This is a genomic window from Micromonospora sp. URMC 106, from assembly GCF_051386395.1.
Classification (GTDB): Bacteria; Actinomycetota; Actinomycetes; order Mycobacteriales; family Micromonosporaceae; genus Micromonospora.
Window position 1 is genome coordinate 1 of the sequence record NZ_JBPQTP010000092.1, and the last position, 26932, is coordinate 26932.

The 26932-nt window shown below is 75.1% G+C and carries 27 protein-coding genes; 15 read left to right on the forward strand and 12 right to left on the reverse strand.

What is annotated here, in order from left to right:
• The first annotated feature begins 360 nt into the window (after window positions 1-360).
• Together ACSNOB_RS24030 and ACSNOB_RS24035 are read left to right on the forward strand one after the other, a co-directional pair.
• Complete coding sequence (locus ACSNOB_RS24030; protein ID WP_436688690.1) at window positions 361-1044, forward strand: hypothetical protein; 684 nt, start codon at window positions 361-363, stop codon at window positions 1042-1044.
• 474 nt (window positions 1045-1518) lie between these two features.
• Complete coding sequence (locus tag ACSNOB_RS24035; RefSeq protein ID WP_436688691.1) at window positions 1519-2013, forward strand: DinB family protein; 495 nt, start codon at window positions 1519-1521, stop codon at window positions 2011-2013.
• Window positions 2014-2045: 32 nt separating this feature from the next.
• On the opposite strand, the gene ACSNOB_RS24040 is transcribed toward ACSNOB_RS24035, so the two are convergent.
• Entirely contained in the window at window positions 2046-2324 is a 279-nt protein-coding gene (locus ACSNOB_RS24040; RefSeq protein WP_436688692.1) for a hypothetical protein, read from the reverse strand.
• 30 nt (window positions 2325-2354) lie between these two features.
• Complete coding sequence (locus tag ACSNOB_RS24045) at window positions 2355-3134, reverse strand: HAD family hydrolase (RefSeq protein WP_436688693.1); 780 nt, start codon at window positions 3132-3134, stop codon at window positions 2355-2357.
• A gap of 106 nt (window positions 3135-3240) precedes the next feature.
• Here ACSNOB_RS24045 and ACSNOB_RS24050 point away from each other — a divergent pair, with 106 nt between their 5' ends.
• The 4 genes from ACSNOB_RS24050 (at window position 3241) to ACSNOB_RS24065 (ending at window position 6514) form a co-directional block, all read left to right on the forward strand.
• On the forward strand, window positions 3241-4125 hold the full coding sequence (locus ACSNOB_RS24050) for an ATP-binding cassette domain-containing protein (protein WP_436688694.1): 885 nt from the start codon (window positions 3241-3243) through the stop codon (window positions 4123-4125).
• Window positions 4122-4727, forward strand: a complete 606-nt coding sequence (locus ACSNOB_RS24055; protein WP_436688695.1) for a hypothetical protein — start codon at window positions 4122-4124, stop codon at window positions 4725-4727. The genes ACSNOB_RS24050 and ACSNOB_RS24055 overlap by 4 nt, the downstream gene beginning before the upstream one ends.
• Window positions 4728-4985: 258 nt before the next feature.
• Entirely contained in the window at window positions 4986-5972 is a 987-nt protein-coding gene (locus ACSNOB_RS24060; RefSeq protein WP_436688696.1) for an L-threonylcarbamoyladenylate synthase, read from the forward strand.
• Window positions 5973-6094: 122 nt separating this feature from the next.
• Window positions 6095-6514, forward strand: coding sequence for a CBS domain-containing protein (locus tag ACSNOB_RS24065; protein WP_393108272.1), 420 nt, complete (start codon window positions 6095-6097; stop codon window positions 6512-6514).
• A gap of 103 nt (window positions 6515-6617) precedes the next feature.
• Here the strand turns inward: ACSNOB_RS24065 and ACSNOB_RS24070 are convergent, their stop codons facing one another.
• Window positions 6618-7427: an MBL fold metallo-hydrolase gene (locus ACSNOB_RS24070; RefSeq protein WP_436688697.1), complete on the reverse strand. Its 810-nt coding sequence runs from the start codon at window positions 7425-7427 to the stop codon at window positions 6618-6620.
• A 52-nt stretch (window positions 7428-7479) separates the two neighbouring features.
• Window positions 7480-12027, reverse strand: a complete 4548-nt coding sequence (locus ACSNOB_RS24075; RefSeq protein ID WP_436688698.1) for an HAD-IC family P-type ATPase — start codon at window positions 12025-12027, stop codon at window positions 7480-7482.
• 323 nt (window positions 12028-12350) lie between these two features.
• Here ACSNOB_RS24075 and ACSNOB_RS24080 point away from each other — a divergent pair, with 323 nt between their 5' ends.
• From ACSNOB_RS24080 to ACSNOB_RS24100, 5 genes are all read left to right on the forward strand, one after another.
• Window positions 12351-13748, forward strand: coding sequence for an MFS transporter (locus ACSNOB_RS24080; protein ID WP_436688699.1), 1398 nt, complete (start codon window positions 12351-12353; stop codon window positions 13746-13748).
• A 99-nt stretch (window positions 13749-13847) separates the two neighbouring features.
• Window positions 13848-14483 (forward strand): GAP family protein, encoded by a 636-nt coding sequence (locus tag ACSNOB_RS24085; protein WP_436688700.1) that lies wholly within the window; start codon window positions 13848-13850, stop codon window positions 14481-14483.
• 91 nt (window positions 14484-14574) lie between these two features.
• Complete coding sequence (locus tag ACSNOB_RS24090) at window positions 14575-15360, forward strand: SDR family oxidoreductase (protein WP_436688701.1); 786 nt, start codon at window positions 14575-14577, stop codon at window positions 15358-15360.
• A 37-nt stretch (window positions 15361-15397) separates the two neighbouring features.
• Entirely contained in the window at window positions 15398-15592 is a 195-nt protein-coding gene (locus ACSNOB_RS24095; protein WP_393108262.1) for a hypothetical protein, read from the forward strand.
• A gap of 120 nt (window positions 15593-15712) precedes the next feature.
• The gene (locus tag ACSNOB_RS24100; RefSeq protein WP_436688712.1) at window positions 15713-16261 is read left to right on the forward strand and encodes a YbaK/EbsC family protein; all 549 of its coding nucleotides are present in this window, start codon (window positions 15713-15715) and stop codon (window positions 16259-16261) included.
• A gap of 57 nt (window positions 16262-16318) precedes the next feature.
• Here the strand turns inward: ACSNOB_RS24100 and ACSNOB_RS24105 are convergent, their stop codons facing one another.
• The 4 genes from ACSNOB_RS24105 to ACSNOB_RS24120 form a co-directional block, all read right to left on the reverse strand.
• Window positions 16319-16954 carry a DsbA family oxidoreductase gene (locus ACSNOB_RS24105; RefSeq protein ID WP_436688702.1) on the reverse strand — a complete coding sequence of 212 codons (636 nt, stop codon included), beginning with the start codon at window positions 16952-16954 and terminating at the stop codon, window positions 16319-16321.
• 20 nt (window positions 16955-16974) lie between these two features.
• The gene (locus ACSNOB_RS24110) at window positions 16975-17403 is read right to left on the reverse strand and encodes a SufE family protein (protein WP_393108258.1); all 429 of its coding nucleotides are present in this window, start codon (window positions 17401-17403) and stop codon (window positions 16975-16977) included.
• 112 nt (window positions 17404-17515) lie between these two features.
• Window positions 17516-17941 (reverse strand): CBS domain-containing protein, encoded by a 426-nt coding sequence (locus ACSNOB_RS24115; protein ID WP_393108256.1) that lies wholly within the window; start codon window positions 17939-17941, stop codon window positions 17516-17518.
• A gap of 57 nt (window positions 17942-17998) precedes the next feature.
• Window positions 17999-19768, reverse strand: coding sequence for a proline--tRNA ligase (locus ACSNOB_RS24120; RefSeq protein WP_436688703.1), 1770 nt, complete (start codon window positions 19766-19768; stop codon window positions 17999-18001).
• A 238-nt stretch (window positions 19769-20006) separates the two neighbouring features.
• Here ACSNOB_RS24120 and ACSNOB_RS24125 point away from each other — a divergent pair, with 238 nt between their 5' ends.
• From ACSNOB_RS24125 to ACSNOB_RS24135, 3 genes are all read left to right on the forward strand, one after another.
• Window positions 20007-20774, forward strand: a complete 768-nt coding sequence (locus ACSNOB_RS24125) for an SGNH/GDSL hydrolase family protein (protein ID WP_436688704.1) — start codon at window positions 20007-20009, stop codon at window positions 20772-20774.
• Window positions 20775-20777: 3 nt separating this feature from the next.
• The gene (locus tag ACSNOB_RS24130; RefSeq protein WP_436688705.1) at window positions 20778-21224 is read left to right on the forward strand and encodes a hypothetical protein; all 447 of its coding nucleotides are present in this window, start codon (window positions 20778-20780) and stop codon (window positions 21222-21224) included.
• Between the two features lie 150 nt (window positions 21225-21374).
• On the forward strand, window positions 21375-22277 hold the full coding sequence (locus tag ACSNOB_RS24135) for a sulfurtransferase (RefSeq protein WP_436688706.1): 903 nt from the start codon (window positions 21375-21377) through the stop codon (window positions 22275-22277).
• A gap of 268 nt (window positions 22278-22545) precedes the next feature.
• On the opposite strand, the gene ACSNOB_RS24140 is transcribed toward ACSNOB_RS24135, so the two are convergent.
• From ACSNOB_RS24140 to ACSNOB_RS24150, 3 genes are all read right to left on the reverse strand, one after another.
• Entirely contained in the window at window positions 22546-23724 is a 1179-nt protein-coding gene (locus ACSNOB_RS24140; protein ID WP_436688707.1) for a hypothetical protein, read from the reverse strand.
• Entirely contained in the window at window positions 23721-24266 is a 546-nt protein-coding gene (locus tag ACSNOB_RS24145) for a SigE family RNA polymerase sigma factor (RefSeq protein ID WP_436688708.1), read from the reverse strand. The genes ACSNOB_RS24140 and ACSNOB_RS24145 overlap by 4 nt, the downstream gene beginning before the upstream one ends.
• A 94-nt stretch (window positions 24267-24360) precedes the next feature.
• Window positions 24361-24939, reverse strand: coding sequence for a TetR family transcriptional regulator (locus ACSNOB_RS24150; protein ID WP_436688709.1), 579 nt, complete (start codon window positions 24937-24939; stop codon window positions 24361-24363).
• 108 nt (window positions 24940-25047) lie between these two features.
• On the opposite strand from ACSNOB_RS24150, the gene ACSNOB_RS24155 reads away from it, so the two are divergent.
• On the forward strand, window positions 25048-26208 hold the full coding sequence (locus ACSNOB_RS24155) for an FAD-dependent oxidoreductase (RefSeq protein ID WP_436688710.1): 1161 nt from the start codon (window positions 25048-25050) through the stop codon (window positions 26206-26208).
• A gap of 37 nt (window positions 26209-26245) precedes the next feature.
• Here the strand turns inward: ACSNOB_RS24155 and ACSNOB_RS24160 are convergent.
• The coding region (locus ACSNOB_RS24160; RefSeq protein WP_436688711.1) for an MFS transporter at window positions 26246-26932 on the reverse strand (687 nt) is incomplete at its 5' end.

Below are 26932 nucleotides of genomic sequence, written 5' to 3' on the forward strand. Positions count from 1 at the left end.
GGGTTAGAGCTGCCTCCGGCGGGGGCGCAACGACTCCAGGATGGAGTTGCCGAACGGTTGGGGTGGGTGGGTGGTTGGGGTGATGACAGCAAGCACAGGGTGGGCCGCGCCCAGGCTAGTGGCCATCGATGGCCGCTCGGCGCCGGAGGCGCCGTCACCAAGCGTGGTCGCGGAGTGTAGGGCTACCCGTTTGGGTCAAATGCCAGGTTTGATCAGGATTATGGCTTTTTTGCTGGTAATCAGTAGTTTGGCCGATTAGTGAGGATTGGCTCCTGTTCAACATGCTTCCTATGGATAAAGGCGGTTCCTGTGCGGCTGCATACCCTAGTTCGTTTTGCCGGAGGGGCGCTCCTGGCTTCCATGATCGTGCTGCCGGTCGCCACACTGGCATCGGCCCAACTCGGCACACATCAGATCCCCAACAAGGGCCGTATGGCGAGTGCGATTCCGGCACCAGAGCCCCGGGTGGCCGAAGGCAACGTTGCGACCTGCGAGAGCGCCGACCTGGAAGGCGAGATCATTCTGGGCGGCCCGGACACCTCGGGCTCGGCGAGTTCCGAGGCAGGCACGGGGACCGTTACCGGCATGCAGACGCTGGACGTCACGATCAACGAGGGCTTCACCGCTACCGGCATCGTGGTCAAGGGCGGCCCGGACGCCAACGTGTACGACGGGCCGTTCGTCGGACCGATCGAGGTCGAGGACATGACTTCGCCGATCAACCCGGCCACCGGCGAACCATTCGACATCAGCCACTGGTTCGTGTGTGGCTTCCAGGCGCAGCCGACTCCGACGCCGACGGTGTCGCCGACCGTAACGCCTACTGCGACGCCGACGGTGTCGCCGACGGTGTCGCCGACGGTGACGCCGACGGTGACGCCGACCGCGACGGCGACCGCGACGCCGACGAAGCTGCCGATCACCGGTGACTCGCTCAGCAGTCCGTCAATCGTCGTACCGGTCACGCTCGGCGGCAGCCTGCTTCTGCTCGGAAGCACGCTGATTGTCCTCAATCGACGCCGGGACGGCGAGGCGCGCGGCTGAGCTGAGCCACAGATAGCGGCTGAGTTGGTCCGTGGGGGGATCAGTACTGGGGCCGGAGGTAACTTCGGCCCCAGTACCCGCCTCCCTCACGCCCAGCGGTACGAGACGTGGCGGACGGTGGACAAGCAGCCGCAACGGCTCCCCCATGCGGATCAGCAGCCGTCCGACGTCGGCGGCGAACCGCAGGAGAGCGCATCACCTGGACTACGAGTCGGAAGGTGGGTTGTACAGCCATCCGTACAGCCAAACCCGCCGACGGACACGGTCCCGAGGCGACGGTGGGCGACGCGGCGAGCAGGCCAGCAGCGGTGACCGACGTTGGCCGGCAGTCGTCTTGGTCTTTGCAAGGCAGGGGTTAGGGGTTCGCGTCCCCTGGGCTCCACCAGCACCTCCACCGGTTCGTCCCGGTCCCGAGCAAGCGGTCCCGCAGTCCGCGCCTGCCTTCCCCGACGGCAGGGCACGTAAGGTCGGGACATGCTTGAGTCCCAACGCGAAGCCGTGCCCCGCAACGACGATGGCGAGCTCGACACCGCCCTCGCCTTCTTGTCCTTCGCTCGGTCGTGCGTGTTGAAGAAGGTCGCGGGCTTGAGCGAGGAGCAGTTGCGGCGTCGCCTGGTCGTCTCCGACACCACACTGCTGGGCCTGGTCCAGCACCTGACCGACGCCGAACGGTACTGGTTCGGCTACACGTTCGCCGGCGACCCGCGACACGCCGACGTCGACTTCGACATGGTGGTCGAGCCGGACCGGTCCCCGGAGCAGGTCCTCGCCGACTATCGGGCGGCGATCGCCGAGAGCGACGCCCACCTCGTCGCGGCCGCTGGCCTGGAAGTCCGCACCGCGCGACCGGTCGGCGACTCGCCTCGTACGCTTCGCTGGGTGCTCGCCCACATGACGAGCGAGACGACCCGGCATGCCGGTCACGCCGACATCCTGCGGGAGCTCGTCGACGGTGCCACCGGCCGGTAGGTCGTGCCCGCGCCCGCCCGGCGCGTCCCCCGCTACTCCCTCAGGTAACCCGTGGCGGGGTCGATCTCAGCGAGGAAGTCGCGGATGGCCTTCTCCATCTCGGGCGGGGTCATTGCGGAGCCCCCAGCTCGGTTGATCCCGAAGCCGTAGTCGTGCGGCCCGTTGAGCCAGTCGAAGTCGTACTCGCCGGGCCGGTCAGCACGCTCACGAATGCGGAAGTCCTGCCCGTCGACCGTCATCGAGATCGGATCCTCGTCGTAGCGGGGCCTGGTGTGCTCGGGCGCGAGGCCGGGCTCCGGTTCGGTCGACATGCCTGTTCCTTTCCCGCCGAGCCGCTCCCGTCAGCCTGCGGCCGGCGAACCGTCCGGCGTCCCGCCCGCCTGACGCAGCAGGGCGAGCAGCCCGTGGCCGTCCTCGATTCTCGCGTCCGGTTCGACGCCGGGCAGCGCGGCTTCCCGGTCGGTGCGGGGCGACCGCATCAGGATCGCCGCGGCGGCACCGGCGCGACGGGCGCAGGCGATGTCGCGGTGCACGCTGTCACCGACGAACCAGCAGTCGCCGATCGCCACCGCGAGCGAGCGGGCCGCCAGGAGCGCCAGCTCCGGATTCGGCTTCCGGGGCCCCGCCTCGTCGCTGTAGAACTCGGCCGCGAACCGCCCGGAGAGCCCGGCGGCGGCGAGGAAGTCCCGGTGGGCGGCGCCGCAGAGCGTGTTGCTGACCACCGCCATCGGGAGGCCGGCCTCGGCTGCGTGGCGCAATGCCTCGGGGATGCCGGGACGCACGGCCCACTCCGCCCGCCAGGTCCAGGCGTACGCCAGCGGCGTCGCCTCCCGCTCGACGGCGTCGCGGGCGGTCTGCGGCCAGGAGCGGGTCACGAAGTCGGCCCACACCTGGCCGTGCGGCAGCTCGACGGGATCGCCGGTCCTGCCCACGTCGTCCCGCCACAGCGCGTACGCCCGTGCGCCCTCGGTCAGGTCCCGGGCGATCCGCTCTTCCGGCACCGCGCCGTCGACGAGTTCGGCGAGGCGCCGCACCAGCCCCGGCGGGGCCGGCGGTGGGGTCGGCGCGTCGGCCAGGACGCCGCCGAAGTCCAGCAGGAGCGCCCGGGGGGTACGAAGCATGTCGCCATCCTTGCGCACCGGACGGGGGGTGAGGAAGGAGCTTGCGGGCCCCTGGACGTGACCGGGGAACGGTCGGGCCCCGATCCGTTGATCATCGAGGTCCATAATGGGCGCCGTGATCGAGGCGCTGAACCTCACCAAGCGGTACGGCCGGATCGTCGCCGTGGACGATGTCAGCTTCACCGCGGCGCCGGGGCGGGTGACCGGTTTCCTCGGTCTCAACGGCTCGGGCAAGACGACCACCCTGCGGATGCTGCTCGGGCTGAGTCGTGCCACGTCCGGCGACGCCTTGATCAACGGCAGGCGGTTCCGGGACCTGCGAGATCCGGTGCGGCAGGTCGGCGCTGTCCTGGAGCAGGGCGTCAGCCATCCGGGCCAGACAGGCCGCGCCCATCTCGTGACGCAGGCCATCCTTGCCGGCGCCACCCGCGCACGGGTCGACCACCTGCTCGAGTACGTCGGCCTGGGGCATGCCGCCGACGAACGCAGCGGCGGATACTCGCTCGGCATGCGCCAGCGCCTCGCCGTGGCGACCGCGCTGTTGGGCGACCCTTCGGTGCTGGTCCTCGACGAACCGGCGAACGGCCTCGACCCCGAGGGCATCGCCTGGCTCCGCGAACTCCTGCGCGAGCACGCCCGCAACGGCGGCACGGTGCTGATCTCCAGCCATCTGCTCGCCGAGTTGGCCAAGGTGGTCGACGACGTCGTCATCATCGCGAGGGGCCGGATCAAGCGCGCGACACCGCTGGCCGATCTGTACGGGTCGGCGGCCCATCGACTGCGGGTCCGTGGGCGGGATCCGGGGCGACTGTGGCAGGCGTTCGAGCGGGCTGGCGGCCGGGTCAGGATGGACGGGCATGTGTTGGAGGTGGTGGGACTGCCACCCGAGCAGGCCGGTGAGATCGCCTTCAGCGCGCAGGTGCCCCTCTACGAGCTGACCGTGGACACCCCGAACCTCGAACAGATCTTCTTCGACCTGGCGGCAGCGTGATGATCGCGCTCGTCCGCAGCGAGCTGTACCGGATGGCGACGGTACGGTCGAACTGGCTCTCCATCGCCATCCTGGGCGGCCTCGGCCTGCTCTTCGGCGTGTTCGACGCCGACGCCTGGCAACTGCTGGCCGGCGTCGGCACCTTCGGCCTCGCTGTCATGCGGGTGGCCCAGCACCACCAGCACCGTACGGCCGTCCTGCTCCACCTGGCCCAGCCGAACCGGACCCTCACCCTGGTCGGTCACCTCGTCGCCTCCGTCGTCGTGGCCCTGGTGTTCATGACGCTGAGCGGCGCCACGGTGCTGCTCGACGGTGACATCCGACAGTTCCGGGAAACCGCGGCCGTCGTTCCCCTCATGGCCGTGTTCGCCGCCGCCAACGCCGCGATCTTCCGTCGGCCGACCTGGCTGTTCCTGGGGTACGGCGGCTGGTTCATCTTCGTCGAAGGGCTGGCCGGCAGGTTGGACGCGCCGCTGCCGTTCTCCGCGTACCTCTCGGCCGGCGGCGGTGACCGTTTCAGTCTGCTGGTGTTCGCGGGCTGGACGACCCTCTCGGTCGTCGGCGCCCTCGTCGCCGTCCACCGCGATCTTGTGGGCGACTAGGGCGAGCGGGCCGCGAAGCCGTCGCCGGGCGTGGCGGCGCGAGCAGCCGACCGCATCGGGGACCGGCGACGCCTTGCGCGTTGCCGCCGGCACGACCTGATCAGGTGTCCCGGGCAGGTGCGGGCCCACCGCGGCGGCGGAGGACCGCCCCTCGCGACGGCGCTGACAGGGCCCGCCGGGCGTGGGCGGTGCCCGGGCGGTCACAGTTCCGCACGGCCGCCCACGAGCCGCCCGCCCCGGCAGGTTAGCGTCCCAGGTGTGACCACCGGATCCCCGCGCGTACTCCCGGCCGACAGCGGCATCGCCGAGGCCGCCTCCGTCCTGCGTACCGGCGGGCTGGTGGCCTTCCCCACCGAGACCGTCTACGGGCTCGGCGCGAACGCGCTGGACGCCCGCGCGGCCGCCCGGATCTTCGAGGCGAAGGCGCGGCCGAGCTTCGACCCGCTGATCACGCACCTCGCCGACGCCGGCGAGATGGAGAAGCTGGTCGGGGCGGTGCCACCGGCGGTGGCGGCGCTGGCCGAGCGCTTCTGGCCGGGTCCGTTGACGCTGATCGTGGACCGACCGGCCGCGATTCCCCCGATCGTCACCTCCGGGCTGGCGACGATGGCCGTCCGGGTGCCGGACAACGCGTACGCGCGGGCGCTGATCGCCGCGGCCGGGGTGCCGGTGGCCGCGCCGAGCGCGAACCGGTTCGGCCAGCTCAGCCCCACGCGGGCCGAGCACGTGGTGCGGGGCCTGGGGGCCGCCGTGGACGTGGTGCTCGACGGCGGGCCGACGCGGTGCGGGATCGAGTCGACCATCGTGGACGCCCGGGGTGGGCGGCCGGTCGTGCTGCGCCTCGGCGCGCTGCCGCTGGAGGCGCTGGAGGAGGCCGCCGGCCCGGTGACCGTACGACCGGGCAGCTCCGGGCAGCCGGTCGCGCCCGGTACGTTGGCGGCGCACTACGCGCCGCGCACGCCGTTGCGGCTGGCGTCGGGCGGGGAGCCGCCGGCCGCCGACGGGGTCCGGCGCGGCTTCCTGGCCTTCCGTGAGCGGCCGGCGGGCGACTGGGCGGCGGTCGAGGTGCTCTCCGCGGCCGGCGACCTGACCGAGGCCGCCGCGCGGCTGTTCGACGCGCTGCACGAGCTGGACGCCACGGGGGTCGGCGAGATCGTGGTCGAGCCGGTCCCGGAGGTCGGCGTCGGCCGCGCCATCAACGACCGGTTGCGTCGGGCCGCGGCCACCTGGCAGCCGGCGGAGTGAGGTCGGCGCGGGACACCGCGTGGGTCCGCCGGGGCGACGGTATCCGGGCGGCGGGTGCATGGGCCGGGGTGGCGAGGGTAGGAGAAACGCCAACAACCCCCCGGAAGTGAGGTGTCATGCCAATGCCGACCGCACGCGAGATCATGACGAACGACGTGACCTGCATCCGTGAGCAGGACGACCTCAGGACGGCCGCCAAGCAGATGGCCCAGCTGGGCGTGGGATCGCTGCCGATCTGCGGGGACGACAACCGGCTCAAGGGCATGCTGACCGACCGCGACATCGTGGTCAAGGTGCTCGCCGAGGGCCGGGACCCGGGCAGCGTCACCGCCGGTGAGCTGGCCCAGGGCGAGGCGGTGACGATCGGCGCCGACGACGACGCGGCCGAGATCCTGCGGACCATGAGCCAGCACAAGGTGCGCCGGCTGCCGGTGATCGACGGGCACGAACTCGTCGGCATCGTGGCCGTCGCCGACGTGGCCCGCTCCCTGCCCGAGCGCCCGGTGGGCGACCTCATCGAGGCCATCTCCGAGCGCGCCTGACCGCCCGCACGACCCGATCGCCGCTCTCCCGGCCCGGCCGGGGAGGCGGCGATCGGCGTACGCGGGGCAGCGCCCGACGTCGGTCCCGGATGGTGCTGCCGGCTCAGGCCGGCGGCGTGAGCGGGACGGTCTCGCCCCGGGCGATGGTGCGGACGCTCCGGGCGAAGCCGCGCCGGCGGGCCTCCGCCACGAAATGGCCCAGCGGCGAGCGGAACACCGGGTAGTCGTCGTAGTGGATCGGCACCGTGAGCCTCGGCCGGACCAGCTCGACCAGGTCCGCGCCCTGCCGGGCGTCCATCGTGAGCAGGATGCCGGCGATCCGCGTGCCGCCGAGGTGGATCAGCATCGCGTCGATGTCCGGGTACCGCTCGGGGATGTCGGCAAGCATCGGCCGGTTCAGCGTGTCCCCGGTGACGTACAGGCGGAACTCGCGGGTGCCGGCGCGTTCCAGGTCGATCATCGTGCCCATCACGTCGGGCAGCAGCAGTTCGAGCGCGCCCGGCCCGTGCTTCCCCGGCATCGAGGTCAGCCGCAGCGTCTCGGCGCCCCGGCGCAGCTCGCGGGAGCGCCAGGTGGGCAGGCCCTCGGCGGCCCGGAACCCCCAGCGGCGCAGCTTCCGCTCGGCGGCGGGGGTGGTGACGATCGGCAGCTCCCGGTCGAGTTCCCGGCGGGCCACCCGGTCGAAGTGGTCCCCGTGCAGATGGGACAGGACCACCGCGTCCAGCGACGGCAGTTGGGCGATCCGCAGCGCCGGGTCGGTGCGCCGGCGCGACCACAGCCCCTTACCCAGGTACGCGCGCTGCCCCCGGTGCAGGAAGTTGGGGTCGGTCAGCAGGGTGAACCCGCCGATCCGCAGCACCGTCGTGGCGGTGCCGATGAACGTGACCTCCGGCTGCGTCGTCAACGTGCCCACCTCCACGGGAAGCCGTACCCGTGATCGGCGCGGCCATGCGGACCGGCGACGGTCACCGCCCCGACGCCGTATCGCCCGCGCCGGCCGGGGTCTCCCCGTCGGAGCCGGGCCGGTCCGGCTCGTGGCCGGACCTCGGCAGGCGTTCCACCAGGCGGGTGAGCGCGCCGTTGGCGAAGGTCGCGCCGAGCGCCGAGCCCGTGGCGATCGTCCAGCCGACCGGCCCGAGCGGGGTGCAGCCGAAGAACTGGCTGAGCCCCGGCGTCTGCACGACCGCCACCAGCACCCCGGCCGAGGCGGCGGTGGAGGCGAGCACGGCCGGGCTGGTCCCGCCGGCCAGCATCGTCTGCCCGAGCTGGGTGCCGACCAGCGAGACCAGCGCGACGGTCCCCGCGCGCCTGCGCCGCCCGGTGTAGCGGGCCAACGTCCAACCGGCGGTGGCGCCCAGCGTGGTGGCGGCGGCGCGCAACCCGATCTCCCGGGTCATCGTCTCGCCGAGCGAGGTGTCCGGGCCCTCCCGGAGCAGGCCGTCGGCGTGGTCCGCGTCGGGGGGCCGGATCGCGATCGCCAGCGCCGGGGCCAGGTCGGTGAGCAGGTTGACCAGGAGGAGCTGCCGTCCGGTGAGCGCCGACCGGCCGGTGGTGGCGGCGGTGAGCACGCTGAACGCGATCTCGCCCAGATTGCCGCCGACCAGGATGCTGAGCGCGTGGCGCACCGAGGACCACATCGCCCGGCCCTCGACCAGCGTGGCGATGATGGTCTCCAGCCGGTCGTCGGTGACCACCAGGTCGGCCGCCGCGCGGGCCGCCGGGGTGCCCCGTTGGCCGAGGGCGATGCCGACGTCGGCCAGCCGGATCGCCGGCGCGTCGTTGGCCCCGTCGCCGGTCATCGCGACCGTACGCCCGCACTTCTGCAACGCCTGGATGATGCGCACCTTGTGCGCGGGGGTGCACCGGGCGACCACGTCGGTGGCCGCGAGCCGCGCCGCGAGGGCGGCGTCGTCGAGCTGGTCGAGTTCCGTCGCCGTGACCACCCGCTGCTCGTCGTGGTCGCTGATGGTGGCCGCGATCGCCTCGGCGGTGGCCGGGTGGTCGCCGGTGATCATGATGGTGTGCACGCCGGCCTGGCGGATCCGGCGTACGGCGGGGGCGGCGCTCTCGCGCACCCCGTCGGCGAGGGCCAGGAAGCCGAGGAAGGTCAGGGCGTGCACCTGCTCGTCCGTGACGCCCGGAGAGGAGACCCGGCACTCGGCCACGGCCAGGATCCGGTGTCCCGCCCCGGCCCGGTCGGCGAGCATCGCGTGCAGCCCGGCGCGCCCCTGCTCGTCGAGCGGCTCGTCGCGTCCCCTCCGGGTCCGCCAGGCGGAGCACCGGGGCAGCACGGACTCCGGCGCCCCCTTCACGCTGAGCAGCAGCCGGTCCCCGGCGCGGCCGACCGTGGCGTGGTAGCCGCGGGACGGCTCGAATGGCAGGCCGCCGACCGGCTCCCACCCGGCCGCGCCGGTCTGCTCGGTCACCCCCGCCGCCTGGGCGCCGTAGCGGACCGCCCGGTCGGTCTGCTGGGGCAGCTCACGGGGGTCGGCGGCGGCCGGGGTGGCGCGCAGGGCGGCGGCGAGGGTCTCCGGCAGGCCGCCGTCGAGCTGGTCGACCGGCGCGTACCGGCCGTCGTCGCCGACCCCGGCGAGCATCAGCTGCCCCTCGGTGAGGGTCCCGGTCTTGTCGAAACAGAGCACGTCCACCCGGCCGAGCGCCTCGATGGTGCGCGGGTTGCGGACCAGCGCGCCGTGCTCCGCCAGCCGTCGTGCGGCGGCCAACTGGGCGGCGCTGACCAGGAACGGCAGGCCCTCCGGCACGGAGGCGACGGCCAGGTTCGCGGCGGTGGCGGCCGTCTCCGCCAGCGGCACGCCCCGCGCCAGCCCCGCGCCGGCCACCGCCACCGCCGAGCTGGCGGCCAGCGGGAGCGCCGCCCGGGTCAGCCTGCCCAGCCGGGCCTCCACGCCGCTGGGCGGCGGGGCCTGTCGGGCCATCGCCAGGCTCCGCCCGGCCTCGGTCTCCGCGCCGGTGGCCACCACCACCGCCGTCCCGTGGCCGGCGGCGACGGTGGTGCCCTCGTACAGCATCGACCGCCGGTCGGCGACGGCGGCGGCGACGACCGGCTGGTCGGTCTTGGCGACCGGCAGCGACTCGCCCGTGAGCGAGGACTCGTCCGTCTCCAGACCGGCCGACTCCAGCACCCGGCAGTCGGCCGGTACGGCGTCCCCCGACTCGAGGAGGACGATGTCCCCGGGCACCAGGTCCTCGGCGGGCAGCACCCGTTCGCTGCCGTCCCGGCGCACCCGGGCGGTCACCGCCGAGCGGGACAGCAGCTCGGCGAGCGACCGCTCGGTGTTGTGCTGGTGCACCGCCCCGAGCAGGGCGGACCCGCCGACCACCCCGCCGACCAGGGCGGCGTCGACCAGCGAGCCGAAGGTCGCGGAGAGCACCGCCCCGGCGGCCAGCACCGGGGTGAGCGGGTTGGCCAGCTCGTCGACGAAGGCGCGCAGCAGCCCGGTCGGTCCGGCGGGCTGCGCGGTCCCGTCGCCCCGGCGGCGCTCGGCCTCGGCCGTGGTGAGCCCGTCCGGGCCGGTGCCGAGCTGGTCGAGGACGGCCGAGGCCGGCATCAGGTGCCAGGCGGTGATCGTCGGCGCCGGGGACTCCGTCCGGTCGGGCAGCCGGTGCGCCCGTACGACGCCGTGCGCGAAGGCCAGCGCGGCCGCGCCGTTCACGGCGGCGAGGGACCTGCCCGGCAACTGCGCGGGTGCGGCGGTGAACGCCCCCAGCGCGCCGAGGCTCGCGCCGGCCAGGGCCAGGCCGATGTTCTGCCGGGTCATCCGGCGGGCCACCCCGGTCGCCTCGATCACCAGCGCCACCACGCCCAGGTCGGTGCCGACCAGCAGGTGCGCGCCCCAGGGCGGCAGGTCCTCGGGGGCGGACATCCCCAGGCCGCAGTCGGCGACGCCGAGCGCGGCGCGGTCGCCGGAGACCACCATCACCACCGCCCCGCCGAACTGCAGCGTCCGTACCGACTCGGCCAGCCGGTCGCCGCCGGGCAGGTGGGCGTCGGCGAAGCCGTACCGCCGGTCGTCGTCGCCGGCCACGACCACCCGCAGGCCGGCCTGGCGGGCGGCGGTCGGCAGGGCGTCGACGCCCGGCGCGGGCTCCGGCTCGAACCGCAGCACCGCGGCGAGGGTGTCGCCGTCGGCCAGGCCGAGCAGGGGGCCGCCGGCCTCGCGCAGCCGGCGGCTGTCCGCGGTGTCGCCCGGATCCTCGACGTCCAGCGCGTCCAGCGGCCCGAGCCGCCAGCCGTCGGCGTGCCGCAGCTCGGCCGGGGCGGCCGGGTCGAAGAGCGCGAACGCGCGGGCCGCCACCTGCCCGGTGTCCGCCCCGGCCAGCGGTGCCAGGTCCGCGAGCACGCCCCGGTCGGAGCCGAGCACGGCGGCGTCCAGCACCACGGTGTCGATCTGGTCGAGTTCGCGCAGCACGCTGCGGTCCATCGCGATCACCCCGCGCCGGGCGAGGATCCGGCCGAGCTGTGCGGCGTACCCCTCGCGGCCGCTGCCGGGAGCCTTCGGCAGCGCGGAGAGCCCCAGCGCGGCGGCACGCTTCCGGCCGACGACCGGCGTCGCGGCGGCCGCGGCGGCGGCGCCGGCGGCGAGCATCCGGGCGGCGTACTTCTCGACGGGGCCGTCCGGCTTCGGACGGGGGCGCTCGACCTTCGGCGCCCGGGCGACCGCCCGCTCCGGATCGCCGGTCAGCCGCGGCTCCGCCCGCGTCCAGGCCCGGAGCTGGGCCCGCGCCTCGCCCCACTGCACCACCCGCTGCGCCCCGTCGAGCACGATGCCGGTCCACCCGCCGGTCAGGCCCTGCACGACCGCCTCGGCGAGCGGGAACAGCAGCTCGGCGCGGGGGTCGGCGCGCAGCCCCCGGTCGGCCAACGCGTGCAGCTTCGGGTGCAGGTCGACCGCGCCGAGCAGCCCGGCGACCTCCGCGGGCACCGGGGTGAACGGCAGGATCCGGGTGGCGGCGGAGATGGTCAGGCCCAGGGCGTCGGAGGCCAGCGCGCCGAGCGTGCGCGGCGTGCGGGGCCCCTCCTCGGGCGGGTGCGGCGGGGGGATCTCGGGGTCCGGCTCGTGCGGGCAGGTGCGTTCCGCGCGGGCGACGGTCGTGATCAGGTCGCGCAGCTTCGGCTCCGGCCTGCCGACGGCCACGACCACCCGGCCGGACGGGGCGTTGACGCGGGCCCATGCCACCCCCGGCACCCGCTCCAGCGCCGCCTCGACCTGGCGGGCGAGGGTGTCGCCGCCGTCCTGGCAGACGCCGTGCACCTCGATGTGGTGCCGGCCGGGGCGGGACCAGACCCGACGCTTGGTCAGCCCGGCCACCCGGGCCAGCCGGGCGGCGGCGGCGCCGACGCTCCGGGACGCCTCGCCGACGACCTGCGGCACGGCGACCGGGGGCAGGAGCCGGCCGGCGGCGGCGCCGACACTCCGGGACGCCTCGCCGACGACCTGCGGCACGGCGACCGGCGGCAGGAGTCGGCCGGCGGCGCGGCCGAGCGAGGTCATCGAGGCGTACGACCGGACAGGCGCCGGCCAGGGCCCCCGCTGCCGCTGCTCCCGTCGTACGCCATCTCGCCTCCCACGCCTCCGCTCCGGCGGCCTGGCTTCCCGGCGGACCGCCCGTTATGCCCTCGGAGCAGGGGAAGTTTCTCCCACCGAAGGGCTGGAGGCGGCCGGGGAGAGACGGGTCACCCTTGACCTCAAGCCGGCTTGAGGTCCGAGGCTGACGGCATGTCGATCGCACTGCTCCGCCCCGAGGTGGGCCCGTCGGACCAACGGGTCCGCGCCGACCATCGACCGCTCCGGCTGCCGCGCCCGGCGGGTGGGCGGTGACCGCCACGGCGGCGCCGACCGTTCCGGTCCCGCCCGCGGCGGGGCTCTTCGCGCCCCGGCTGCGGGCGATGACGGTCGGCAGTGTCGCGCTGGTCTCGCTGCTCGCGTTCGAGGCGCTGGCGGTGGGCACCGCGATGCCGACCGTCGCCCGCAGCCTCGACGGGCTGGCCCTCTACGGGATCGCCTTCGGGGGGCCGTTCGCGGCCGGCGTGCTCGCGATGGTCGCCTCCGGCATCTGGTGCGACGCCCGGGGACCCCGGGCGCCGATGTGGCACGGGCTGGTCTGGTTCGTGGTGGGGCTGTTCGTGGCCGGCAGCGCCACGGCCATGGGTGCCCTGGTGGCCGGTCGGATCCTGCAGGGGTTCGGGTCCGGCCTGCTGTCGGTGGCGCTCTACGTCATCGTCGGTCAGGCGTACCCGGAGGCGCTGCACCGGCGGATCTTCGCGGCGTTCGCCGCCGCGTGGGTCGTGCCGTCGCTGGTCGGGCCGGCGCTGGCCGGGCTGATCGTGGAGCACCTCGGCTGGCGGTGGGTCTTCCTGGCGGTGCCGGTGGTGGCCGTGCCGGCGGTGCTGCTGATCCACCCCGGTCTGCGCGCGATCGGCGCGGGCACGACGACGGGGGTGCCCGCCGGGGCGACCGCCCGGATCGGCTGGGCGTGCGGGGCGGCGGTGAGCGCCGCACTGTTGCACATCGGGGGGCAGCAGCGCGGTGCCGCCGCCGCCGGGCTGGTGGCCCTGGCGCTGGTCGGGCTGTTGGTCTGCGCGCCGCGGCTGCTGCCGGCGGGATTCCTGCGCGCGGGCCGGGGCCTGCCGACGGTGATCGGGCTGCGTGGTCTCGCCTCGGCGGCGTTCGTCGGCGCCGAGGTGGTGATCCCGCTGATGCTCTCCCGGGAGCGCGGCCTGTCGCCGACGGCGGCCGGCCTCGTCCTCACCACGGGCGCGCTCGCCTGGTCGGCGGGCTCCTGGGCGCAGGGGCGGATGCCCGCGCCGCGCTCCCGGGCCACCCTGCCGAGGGCCGGGCTCGCCTGCATCGCGGCCGGCACCGCCGTGGTGACGCTCGCCGTCGTGCCGGCGGTGCCGGTGTGGGTCGGGGTGCTCGGCTGGGCCGGCGCGGGGCTCGGCATGGGGCTGCTCTACCCGTCGCTGTCGGTGCTCACCCTGGAGCTGTCCGCCCCGGGCGAGCAGGGGCGCAACAGCTCGTCGCTGCAACTGGGCGACTCGCTCTTCGCGGCGACCGTGCTGGCGCTCACCGGCGCCGTGCTCGCCGCCGGCGCGGCCCCGGGACCGGGCAGCTACGCCGGCACGCTCGCGGTGGCGTCCGGGCTGGCCCTGCTGGGCGTCCTGATCGCCGGCCGGGTGGTGCCCGGCCCGTCCGCGATCCGCGCGACCGGCTGACCCCCGTCTCCGTCTGCCGGCGGAAGCCACCCGGGCCGGGTTCGGGGATGTGGTGAATCGGCCCGGGCCGGTCGGTGCGGCCGGGAGGATGGGCGGGCGATGAACTTCCTGACCATCCTGCCGATGGCCGTGGTGATGGTCGCCGGGACGCAGTTGGTCGCGGCGGTCTTCCTCGCCTCGGCCGACCGGCCGCGCGCCGCCTCGCTGGGCTACCTGGCCGGCGCGGGACTCGTGGTGACGGGCGGGGTGACGGCGAGCTGGTTGGTCACCCGGGCCATCAAGATCAATGTCGGGGTGGGCGGGGGTCGCGCGGTGGGGAGCCGCATCGACCTGGTGGTGCTGGCGGTGCTGGGCGTCCTGGCGGTCGTCGTCTTCCTGCGCCGGCACACCGCGGGCACTCCGAAGTGGATGAGCGGGCTCCAGCGGGCCAGCCCCGGCTACGCGCTGCGGCTCGGCGTGCTGCTCTTCCTGGCCATGCCGACGGACGACCTCACGATGGTTACCGTCGGGACGAGCGCCGCCCGGCACGGGCTGCCCTGGTGGCACCTGCTGCCGTTCGTCCTGCTCACCCTGGCGCTGCTGGCCCTGCCCCTGCTGGCGCTGCTGCTGCTCGGCCGCCGGGCCGTGGCCGTGCTGCCCCGGATCCGGGACTGGGCCCGGCAGCACTCCTGGGTGGTCAGCGAGGTGGTCATCGCGTTCTTCGTGGTGCTGACGGCGGCCGACCTGCTCCGGTGAGCCGCCGCACAGCCGGTCACGCCCGCCGGGGCGGCCCCGTCAGCACCGTGGGCCGCGCGCGGGCGCGGGGGCGCTGGAGAAGGAGGAAACCATGCGGGTGCTGGTCACCGGGGCGGGCGGTCGGCTCGGGCGGGTGGTGCTGCCGCGGCTGCGCGACGAGGGGTGGACCGTCCGGGCGACGAGCCGGCGGGCGCGTACCGGCCCGTCGGTGGAGTGGGTGGTGGTCGACCTGGCCACCGGGGAAGGGCTCGCCGAGGCGGTGGCCGACGTGGACGCCGTCCTGCACCTGGCCTCGTCCCCGAACCGGGGGCGGCAGACCCACCGGGTCGACGTGCTCGGCACCCGCCGGCTGGTCGTCGCCGCCGGTCAGGCGGGCGTACGGCACCTGGTGTACGTCTCGATCGTCGGGGTGGACCGGGTGCCGATCCCCTACTACCGGCACAAGCTCGCCGCCGAGCAGGTCGTGGCGGCCGGGCCGGTGCCGTGGACCGTGCTGCGGGCGACCCAGTTCCCGGAGTTCCTCGACGGCATGCTGCGCGGCGCGAGCCGGCTCGGCCCGGTGCTGGGTGACCCGGCGGTGCTCGCCCAGCCGGTCGACCCCGCCGAGGTCGCGGAGCGGCTGGTCCGGCGGCTCACCGCCGGTCCGCTGCACGGCATCGAGGAGTACGGCGGCCCGGAGGTGCTCCGGTACGACGCGGCGGTCCGGGCCTGGAACGCCGCCCGGCGGTCCCGCCGCCCGCTGCTCCCGGTGCGGATCCCCGGGAAACTCGGCCGCGCCCTGCGTTCGGGCGGGCTGGTCACCGAGGCGACCCCGACGGGCGCCCGGACCTGGGCCGACCACCTGGCCGACACGTACGGGGGAACCGGCGCAAGATGAACGACCTGCGCGTTCACGTCCGGCCTACCGTGACGCCATGTTCGCCATGGTCGCTACCGTCATCCTCTACGTCGCCGGTTTCATCTTCCTGTACGGCGTGATCCGGCTCGCCATCCGCCACGCCCTGGAGGAGATGGAGGTGCGTCGGGTCCAGGCCGAGCGGGCGGAGGAGCTGGCCGCCGCGCGGGACCGCACCCTGCTCCGCGAGAACGGCTTCCTCACCGGCAGCTGACCCGGGCCCGTCCGTCCGGTGGCCGGTCGCCGGGCGGGCGGCGCCGGGGCGGGGCGACCGGTCTCCGGGGCGGGCTCCGGCGGGCGGAGCGGGCCGGGTGGTGCGAGGATCGCAGGCGTGATGGGGACGCTGAAGACCGAACCTGCCCGCACCCGGCTCGACCTGCTCGCCCCGCCGGTCGCCGCCGCCATCGGGCAGTGGCCCGCCGACGCCCCGGTGGACGTCGACGACGTGCTGGTGGCGTCGATCGACGCCGAACTCGCCGACACCGCCGCCTTCTGTGCGGCGTACGAGGTGGGGCTGGACGTGTCGGCCAACTGCGTGGTGGTGGCCGGCAAGCGCGAGGGCGTGACCCGCTACGCGGCCTGTGTCGTGCTCGCCACCACGCGCGCCGACGTCAACGGGGTGGCCCGTCGGGCGCTCGACGTGCGTAAGGCGAGTTTCGCGCCGATGGCCGACGCGGTGGAGCTGACCGGCATGGAGTACGGCGGCATCACCCCGATCGGCCTGCCGGAGGAGTGGCCGATCCTGGTCGACGCACGGGTGATCGCCACCCCGCACGTGATCATCGGATCCGGCGTACGGCACAGCAAGATCGCCTTGCCCGGGCCGGCCCTGGGCGCGTTGCCCGGTGCGCGCGTGGTGGAGGACCTGGCCCGACCGGCCTAAGCACTTATCGACGTCGATACCGTTGCACGTGAAACATCGGCCGGGCCCACCGGCGGCTCAGCCCGCCGCGGACTCGCGGCGCTCCACCTCGGCCAGCGCGGCGAGCAGCGTCTCCGGTTCCTGGGCGCCCGTGATCGCGTACCTTCCCGCGAGCACGAAGGTCGGCACGCTGGTCACGCCGATCTGACGGGCGGTGGCCAGCTCGGCGGAGAGTTCGTCCACCCGCTCGTCCGAGTCGAGGAAGCGGCGCGCCTCCGTCTGGTCCAGGCCGACCTCGCCCGCGAGCACGGCGAGCGCCTCCCGGGAACCGACGTCGACCCCGTCGGTGAAGTGGGCGCGGTAGAGCGCGTCGACCATCTCGGCGGCGCGCCCGCGGTCGGTCGCCCAGGAGACCAGTCGGTGCGCGTCGAAGGTGTTCGCGGCGACCGCCCGGTCGAAGTCGAGCTTCAGTCCGGCTCCGGCGGCCACCTCGGTGACGTGCCCGAACATCTGCCGCGCCCGGTCCGGCCCGCCGAACTTGGCAGCCATCGCCTCGACCAGCGGGCGCGGCTCGGGCACCGGCGACGGGTCGAGCTGGAACGGCCGGTAGCGGACGGTCACCTCGCCGTCGTACGACTCCAGGGCCTGCTCCAGCCGGCGCTTGCCGATGTAGCACCAGGGGCAGACCACGTCGGCGTAGATCTCGATCTCCATGCCGGGTGACAACCGCCGGGTCAGCCGATCTGTTCCCTGACCTGCCGCTTGAGCCGGGCCAGGATGGCCGTCCCGCCGCGCACCCGCAGTGGGCTGATCGCCTGGGCCAGCCCCATCCGCTGGTAGAGGTCGTCGGGGACGGCGAGCACCTCGTCCGGGCTCGCCCCGGCCAGCCCTTCGGCGAGGATGCCCGCGAACGCGCGGGTGGTGGGTGCCTCCGGCGGGCAGTCGAAGAGCGTCTCCACCGTCTTCTCCGGCGTCACCCGGGCGCGCAGGAAGAACGACGTCTGGCACTCCGGCACCTGCTCCATGCCCTCCCGGTCCGCGGAGCCGGCGGGCAGCGGCGGGATGACGTCGGCGTACTCCAGCAACATCTCCAGCACCACGTCGCGGGGCGCGGCGGCGAACTCGTCGACGATCTCGGACAGCCTGGCCGGCATGGAAGACATGCCTCCGAGGCTACCGCCGCCCCGAGCCGGGCCCGCCGCGCCGCCGCATCGGGACCGCCGACGCGCGCCGGTCCGGGTGCGGCGCCGCACCGGGTGCGGCGCCGCACCGGGGTCAGACGGTCGGCGCCTGCTCGCTGATCTCGCTCAGCGCCGAGTTGGGATCGAGCTGCATCGCGAGGTCGCCGAGGGAGACGATGCCGACCAGCTTGCGCTCGCTGTCGCAGACCAGCACCCGCCGGATGCCCCGCTCCCGCATCAGGGCCGCCGCCTCGGCGGCGGTCGAGTGCTGCTCGATCATCACCACCTCCCGGGTGACGATCGAGCCGATCGTGGTGGTGGCCGGGTCGCTGCGTTCGGCCACCGCCCGGACCACGATGTCCCGGTCGGTGAGCATCCCGGCGAGGGTGGCGCCGTCGGTGACCACCACGTCGCCGATGTCCGCCTCCTTCATCACCCGGGCCGCCTCGTCCAGGGTGGTCTCCGCGGGCAGGTAGATGACCTGCTTCGTCATCACGTCGCTGACCCGGTAACCGGTCATGAGAGCCTCCAGAACAACGTCCAGCCGATCGGACTGCGGTACCCCGTGGCGCGTTCGCTACACCATGTCCCCGCGCTCGCCACGTACCTCCGCCACGAGTCGTTCCGCCAGCCCGTCGACCGGCAGCTCGACGCGCTCGTCGGAGGCCCGGTCGCGCAGCTCGACGTACCCCTCGGCGAGGCGGCGGCCGACCACGACGGCGCGCGGGATGCCGACCAGCTCGGCGTCGGTGAACTTCACCCCGGCCGAGACGTGCGTCCGGTCGTCGACCAGCACCCGCAGGCCGGCGGCGGAGAGCCGTCCGCCGAGCTCCAGCGCCGCGTCGAGCTGCGGCCCCTTTCCGGCGGCGATCAGGTGTACGTCGCACGGCGCGACCGACGCCGGCCAGACCAGTCCCCGCTCGTCGTGGTGCTGCTCGGCGATCGCCGCCACCGCGCGGGACACCCCGATGCCGTAGCAGCCCATCGTCGGCCGGACCGGCTTGCCGGCTTGGCCGAGCACGTCGACGGCGAAGGCGTCGGTGTAGCGGCGGCCGAGCTGGAAGATGTGCCCGATCTCGACGCCCCGCCGCATGGTCAGCTCGCCGGTGCCGCAGGCCGGGCAGGGGTCGCCGGCGCGCACCTCGGCCGCCTCGATCGTGCCGTCGGGCACGAAGTCCCGGCCGCAGACCACCCCCGTCGCGTGCCGGCCCGGCTCGTTCGCCCCGGTCAGCCAGGCGGTGCCCGGCGCGACCCGGGGGTCGACCAGGTAGCGGATGCCGAGCTTCGCCATCACCTGCGGGCCGATGTAGCCGCGGACCAGCTCGGGATGGGCGTCCCAGCCGTCGAAGACGTCCACGGTGGCCGGCGCGACCGCCGCCCCGAGCCGCTTGAGGTCCACCTCGCGATCGCCGGGCAGCCCCACCACCAGCAGCTCGGCCTCCTCCGCGCCGGGCCGGCGCAGCTGGAGCACCACGTTCTTCAGGGTGTCGGCGCCGGTCCAGTCGTCCCGGCCGCCCAGCCGGCGGGCGTTGGCCAGCTCGACCAGGCTGGCGATGGTCGGGGTCTCGGGGGTGTCGTGCACCTCGGCAGCCGGCTGCGCGTCCGGGTCGCCGGCCGGCGGGGCGGGCGTCGTCACGGCCTCGGTGTTGGCGGCGTAGTCGCAGGCCGTGCAGCCGACGAAGGTGTCCTCGCCGACCGGCGTCGCCGCCAGGAACTCCTCCGACGCCGAGCCGCCCATCGCCCCCGACGTCGCGCGCACGATCGTGTGCTCCAGCCCGAGCCGGTCGAAGATCCGCCGGTACGCCCCCCGGTGCCGGTCGTACGCCGCCTGAAGACCCGCCTCGTCGAGGTCGAACGAGTAGGCGTCCTTCATCAGGAACTCGCGCCCGCGCAGCAGGCCGGCGCGGGGCCGGGCCTCGTCGCGGAACTTCGTCTGCACCTGGAAGAGCGTCACCGGGAAGTCCCGGTACGACGTGAACAGATCCTTCACCAGCAGCGCGGCCAACTCCTCGTGGGTGGGCGCGAGCAGGTGCTCGGCCCCCTTGCGGTCGGCGAGGGTGAAGATGTCGTCGCCGTACTCCGTCCACCGGCCGCTGGTCCGGTACGGCTCGGCCGGCAACAGCGCCGGGAAGTGCACCTCCTGGTCGCCGATCGCCGTCATCTCCTGCCGGATGACCTCGGTGACCCGGTCCAGCACCAGCTTGCCCAGCGGCAGCCAGGTGTAGCCGCCCGGTGCGGCGCGACGGACGTAGCCCGCCCGCAACAGGAGCCGGTGGCTCGGCACCTCCGCGTCCGCCGGGTCCTCGCGCAGGGTCCGGAGCAGCAGGGTCGACATGCGCAGCAGCATTGGCGCAGCGTACGGCGGGCGCCGGCGGGTCGGCGATCCGATTTGTCACCCGCGCGGCAGATTTCTGCGGGGCCCCCGGCCCCTGATCCGGGTCGATGACCTCCGCCACGTTTGCCCGGCGGTCGGTCCCAGCGACGGCCTCCCTGGTGAAGACTGTCCCGCGTCGGGAAGGGCCCCTTCCACTTCCGGAAGCGTCGAACGAGGTGCCCTTCCTCGACGCGCATGGGAGGGATGACAAGTGCGCTGGCGCAGTTTCGTGGCGGTGGGAGACAGCTTCACCGAGGGTATGGACGACGCCTACCCGGACGGCAGCTACCGGGGCTGGGCGGACCTGGTGGCCACCCGGCTGGCCGCCGAGGCCGGCCCCGACTTCCGGTACGCGAACCTGGCCATCCGGGGTCGGCTCTTCCCGAGCGTGGTGGCCGAGCAGGTGCCGGCGGCGCTCGCCATGAAGCCCGACCTGATCAGCTTCGCCGCCGGCGGCAACGACGTGCTGCGGCGCACCTTCGACCCGGACGCGCTGGTCGCCCGCTTCGACGACGTGGTGCGGGACCTGCGCTCCGGCGGCGCCGACGTGATCCTCTTCCGGTTCGCCGACGTGATGGCCCGGCTGCCCGGCCAGCGGCTCGTCGCGCCCCGGGTCCACCTGCTCAACCAGGCCGTCGGTGAGACCGCCGAGCGGCACGGCGCGATCCTGGTCGACCTGTACGCCGACGACACCTACCTGAACCCGATGCTGTGGAGCACCGACCGGCTGCACCTCTCGGAAGCCGGGCACCGGCGGGTGGCCGGGCAGGTGCTGACCGCGCTCGGCGTCGGCTGCGACGAGGAGTGGCTGATGGTGCCCCCGCATCCGGCGCCGACGCCCTGGCTGGCCGCCCGGGCCGCCGACCTGCGCTGGGCCGGGCAGCACCTGGCGCCGTGGATCAAGCGCCGGCTCACCGGCCGTTCCTCCGGCGACACGGTCACCCCGAAGCGACCGGTGCTCGGCCCGGTCGGCGACTGAGCCGTGCTCACCCTGCACGCCGCGCCGCTGCTGCGGGCCGACCCCGACGAGGCGCCGACCGCCGGGGCCGCCGTCGCGGTCCGGGCCGACCGGATCGTCGCGGTCGCTCCGCTGGCCGAGCTGACCGGGGCGTACGCCGGGGCCCGGATCCGCCGCTGGCCGGGCACGCTCGGGCCGGGGGTGCTGCACGACGGTCCACTGCCGTCCGCCGACACCCCGCGCGAGCGGGTGCACGCGCTGCTGCGACGGGGGGTGACCGCCGTGCTCGCCGAGCACGTCGCCGATCCGGCGCTGCGGTCGGCCGTGGACCGGGGCGACCTGCGGGTGCTGCCCGCCGCCGTGCCGCCGGCGCTGGTGCCCGGCGGGCGCGCGGACCTGGCCGTGTTCGACGCCGACGGCGCGTGCCTGCTGACGGTGGTGGCGGGCCGGATCGCCCACCGTCGCGCCTGACCGGCAACGCCGGCGGGCCCACCGGGTCGGTCACGCCGATCCTCGGTGGTCGGCGGTTTTCAGCCACCGTCACGTGTGGTGCGTCCCAGCCGCCGCACCCGATCTCCGTTGGCCGGTCGCCGGCCCGCGATCCGGCGTACCTTGGGGATCATGTCTGTGCCGAGTGATCCTGATCCCCGACTCCAGTCGTACGCGGACCCGCAGCGCCTGGTCACCACAGCATGGCTGGCCGAGCACCTGGGCGACGAGGGCCTCGTCGTGGTCGAGTGCGACGAGGACGTGCTGCTCTACGACACCGGGCACATCCCGGGCGCCGTCAAGGTGGACTGGCACACCGAGCTGAACGACCAGGTGACCCGGGACTACCTCGACGCGAAGCGCTTCGCCGAGCTGTGCGCCGCCAAGGGCATCGGCCGGGACGACACGGTCGTCTTCTACGGCGACAACTTCAACTGGTGGGCGGCGTACGCCCTCTGGGTGTTCTCGCTCTTCGGCCACCCCGACGTGCGGCTGCTCGACGGCGGACGGCAGAAGTGGGTCGCCGAGGGGCGGGAGCTGACCCGGGACAAGCCGGCCCGGCCGCGCGCCGACTACCCGGTGCCGCAGCGCAACGACGCGCCGGTCCGGGCGTACCGCGAGCAGGTGATGGCGCACGTCGCGGCGGGCCGCCCGCTGGTCGACGTCCGGTCGCCGGGCGAGTACACCGGCGAGATGCTGCACATGCCGGACTACCCGCAGGAGGGCGCGCTGCGCGGCGGGCACATCCCGGGCGCGGTCAGCAAGCCGTGGAAGTCCGCCGCCAACGACGACGGCACGTTCAAGTCGGCGGACGAGCTGCGCGCGATCTACGCCGACCAGCTCGGGCTCAGCCCGGACGACGACATCGTCGCCTACTGCCGGATCGGCGAGCGGTCGAGCCACACCTGGTTCGTGCTGCGGCACCTGCTGGGCTACCCGCAGGTGCGCAACTACGACGGCTCGTGGACCGAGTGGGGCAACCTCGTCCGGGCGCCCGTCGTGAAGGGCGACCAGCCCGGCGGCCTCGCGAGCTGACCCCGGCCCGACCAGGGCCGGGTCACGTCGGTTTCGGCAGTTCGGCGACCACCCGGAAACCGCCCTCCGGCCCGGCCTGGGTCACCAGCGACCCGCCCACCACGGCGAGGCGTTCCGCCAGGCCCTTGAGCCCGGAGCCGGCCGCCGGACGGGAGGGCGGCCGGGTCGGGGGCGCGGTCTCCGACCGAGGCGTCCGTCCTGGCGGGCCACGGTACGAGGCGGCGGAGGGGCGCCGGCGAGAGGGCTACGGCGACCGGGGACGGCCCGGTCAGTGGGCGGCGAGCGACACCGCGCCGTACAGGTCCCGCGTCAGCCCGGTGACCTCGCCGGTCTCCGGCCGCCAGCGCAGCAGCCCGCCCGGGTTGTGGCGCAGCAGCACCGCCCCGTCCCGCTCCCAGCCGAGCACCTCGCAGCAGCCCTTCCAGACGTCCCGGCCCAGGTCGAGCAGGTGGGTCACCGCGCCGGTACGGGCGTCCAGCACCGCGACCCCCTCCAGCCCGCCCGTGGTGCCAATGCTGATCCAGCCGGCCCGCGCGAGCCGTTCGCCGCGCAGCCAGCCGCGCCCGTAGAACTCGTCGACGCGGTGGGCCGGGGGCAGCGCGGAGGTGCCGACGGGCACCCGGTCCTGTCCGCGTCCCCGCTCGTCGGTGGCGACGCGGTGCAGCATCAGGCCCTCCGGCGGGCCACCCAGCTCCAGCAGGAGGTCCGGCCGCCCGCCCGGGTCGGGCACGACCACGTTCCAGGGCGAGACCGGGATCCGCCGGCTGGCGCCGGTGTCCGGGTCCACCTCGTACGTGGTGTCGTCGTCGCCGACGAGCAGCCGGTCGTAGGACCAGAGCGCGTGCTCCAGGTAGCCGGGGAGCGGGAACCGGCGGACCGCCGCGGTGGTGAGGTCGACCACGATCACCTGGCCGGTCTGGGCGAAGGCGGCCGTCCGCCCGTCCGGCGAGAGGCTGCCCGTCTTGAGGGGGACCGCCTCGTTGCCGTCGACGTCGCGGGTGCGGGCCGGGGTGACGACGTCCAGCTCGCGTACGAGCCCGTCGTCGCCGAGCACCCGGATCGGGCTCTCCGCGCCGGTGTCCCGGTCGACCGGCTGGTAGAGGGCCAGCGCCCGGCGTACCGGGCGGTCCGAGAGCGTCGCGGAGACCGGGTCGCCGAGCCGGCCCAGCGGGTCGCCGGGGTAGCTCAGCTCGGCCGGTGGCCGCTGCACGGGCGGGGCGGTGTGGGTGGGGCCGGGCGTCGCGGTGGCCGGTGGCGGCGGGTCGGTCGGGCGCAGGGCCACCGCCGTGCCGCCGGTGAGCAGGGCGACCGCCACGGCGGCGGCGCCGGCGGCTCGGCGGGCGCGGCGGACGCGGCGGGCCCGCTCCCAGCCGGCCACCGCCGGGCGCGACGGCCGGACGTCCTCGGCGGCGACGGTGAGCAGTCGGTGCAGCTCCTCTTCCCTCACGGGTTCACCTCCATCCCGGTGACCAGGCCGTCGCCGGGCCGTCCCTCGTCGTGGCCCAGTTCCGGCGCGACCTCGCGGAGCCGGCGCAGCGCCGCGTGGCACTGGCTCTTCACGGTGCCGACGGTGACGCCGAGCGCCTCGGCGGTGGCCGCCTCGGTGAGGTCCTCGAAGTAGCGCAGCACCAGCACCGCCCGCTGCCGGGGCGGCAGGTGGCCGAGTGCGTCGCGCAGCGCGAGCCGCAGCGTCCTGTCCCCCTCGTGCGTCGCCCGCTCCGGCGGGTACGCGCTGAGCCACTCCCGGCGCAGCCGCCGCCAGGAGGAGACGGCGTCGCGGTAGAGGATGGTCCGCACGTACGCGGCCGGGTCGCCGTTGCGCACGGCGGGCCAGCGCAGGGCGAGCTTGAGCAGCGCGTCCTGGAGCAGGTCCTCGGCCTGGTGCCGGTTGCCGCAGACCAGGTAGGCCGCGCGCAGCAGCCGGTGCTGGTGGCACTCGACGAAGGTGACGTAGCTGTCGCGCCCGTCGTCGGTCGTCGCCGGTCCCATCCGCCCTCCCTCCGGCCGACCGTTCGGCGTCACCAGGCAGACGCACGGGGACCCGGAAAAGGTTGGGCGGCCCGGGCCGGCGTCGCCGTGGCCGTCAGGCGTCGGGCGTGCCGCGCAGGTAGCGCTGGACGGTCGGCGCTATCCAGGCGACCAGTTCGGCCGGGTCCGCGTCGACCATCGGGGGCAGCCGCAGCACGTACCGGGTCAGCGCCAGGCCGAGCATCTGGCTGGCGACCAGCCCGGCCCGCCGGGGGGCCTCCGCCGGGTCGGGGGCGACCCGGGCCGCCGCCGCGGCGAGCTGGCCGGCGAAGATGTCGCGCATCCGCTCGGCCGCGGCCGGGTTGGTGGCGGCGGTACGCAGCAGCGCGACCATCGTCTCGTCGCCCTCCCAGCGGTCCACGAAGTGCCGGACCAGCAGCTCGCCGAGCCGCCCGGCCGGTACGCCGGTCAGCTCGGGCAGCCGCAGGTCGAACTCGGCCGCCGCCGCAAAGAGCCCCTCCTTGCTGCCGTAGTAGCGCATCACCATCGACGGGTCGATCCGCGCGTCCGCCGCGATGGCCCGGATGGTCGCCCGGTCGTAGCCGTCGGCGGCGAAGCGCTCGCGGGCGGCCCGCAGGATCGCCGCCCGGGTGGCGTCGGAACGGCGGGGGCGGGTCTGCGCTGCCTCGGTCATGCCCACAACCGTATGCCAACGCCTGTTGACATACCAGCGACGGGCGGCCTAGCGTTGCCAACAACAGTTGGCCAACATTTGTTGGCATAGACGGTGATGGAGGTGGCCATGCTGCCCACGAGCACGGACGTACTGGTGGTGGGGGCCGGCCCGACCGGGCTGGCCGCCGCGCTGACGTTGGCGCGGCGCGGGGTCGGGGTGACGGTGGTCGACCGGCTGGACCGGCCGCCGGTGACCTCCCGGGCGGCGGTCGTGCACGCGTACACCCTGGAGGTGCTGGACCGGATCGGCGTCGGCGCGCCGCTGGTCGCGCGGGGCCTTCGGTCGCCGGGGTTCACCGTCCGCGACCGCGACCGGGTGCTGCTCACCGTGCCGTTCCGCACCCTGCCCTCCCGGCACGCCTACGCGCTGATGGTGTCCCAGTCGGTGACCGAGTCGGTGCTCACCGCCGAGCTGGCCGCCCACGGCGTGCGGGTGCTGCGGCCGCACGAGCTGACCGGGCTGCGCCGCGACGGCGCCGGGGTCCTCGCCGAGTTCGCCGGGACGACGGTGCGGGCCCGCTACCTCGTCGGCGCCGACGGCATGCACAGCACCGTGCGGGAGCGGGCCGGCATCGGCTTCACCGGCCCGGCCGGCGGCGAGGAGTCGTTCGTCCTGGCCGACGTCCGGGTGACCAGCGCGCTGCCCCGCGACGAGGTGTCCCTCTTCCTCGCCCGGTCCGGCCCGCTCGTCTGGGCGCCGCTGCCCGACGGGGTCGTCCGGCTGGTCGCGGCGGTGGCCGACGCGCCACCCGAGCCCGACGCCGCCCACCTCCAGGCGCTGCTCGACGAGCGCGGCCCGACCCGGCGCCCCGACCGGGTGCGGGAGGTGCTGTGGGCCTCCCGGTTCCGGCTGCGCCATCGGATCGCCGACACCTTCCGCGCCGGGCCGGTGCTGCTCGCCGGGGACGCCGGGCACGTGCACAGCCCGGCCGGCGGGCAGGGCATGAACCTCGGCATCTGCGACGCCGTGGACCTCGGCGGCACCCTCGCCGACGTGCTCGCCGGCGGCCCCGACACGCTCCTCGACGGGTACGCGGCCCGGCGCCGCCCGCTGGCGGAGGAGGTGGCCGGCTTCGCCGACCGGCTGACCCGGCTGGCCACCCTGCCCCCGTCCCGCCGGCCCGCCCGGGACCTGCTGCTCCGGCTGCTCTCCGCCGCGCCACCGGCCCGGCACCGGTTCGCGATGCGCCTCTCCGGCCTGAGCCACCGCGAGCGGACGCCCCGCTAGGCTGCCGGCCGGGTCTCCTCGGTCGACGACGTGCTGCTCAACGCGGGGGGCGCCGCCCTGGCCGGCCCGCTGTCGCGGCGGTGGTCGGCGGGACGGCGGGCGACACCGGCGCGGCGGGTCGCAGCACCCGCCACGCCGCGAGGGTGACCAGCGCGAAGACCCCCGCGACCGCCGCCGCCACCGGCCCCACCCCGTACGCCGCGCCGGCCAGTCCGGCGAGCGCCGCCCCGACCGGCGCGGTGAGCAGGCCGACCATCCGCTGGGCGGAACCCACCCGGCCGAGCAGGCCGGCCGGCACGTGGCGCTGCCCGTACGTGGCCCAGAGGCTGTTCCACACGGTGGTGCCGGCGGCGAAGACGGCCAGCGCCAGCCCGCCCGGCACCGGGTGCCGGGCCAGCGCGAGCCCGGCCAGCGCGGCGGCCTGGACGGCGAGCACGGCGCGCAGCGCGGGCACCGTGCCGAGCCGGGCCGCCAGCCGGCCCGCCCCCAGCCCACCGGCCAGCCCGCCGAGGACCGCCCCCGCGGCGAACAGCCCGTACCCGGCCGTCGGCACCCGCAGCACGTCGAGCGCGTAGAGCACCAGCACCGCCAGCAATCCGCTGATGGCCAGGTTGCTCCCGGCGGTCAGCACGGTGAGCCGCCACAGCGTCCGGTCCCCCCGCACGAACCGCAGCCCTTCGCCGGCCTCCCGCCACACCGACCGCCCCCGCCCACCCTCCGCGAC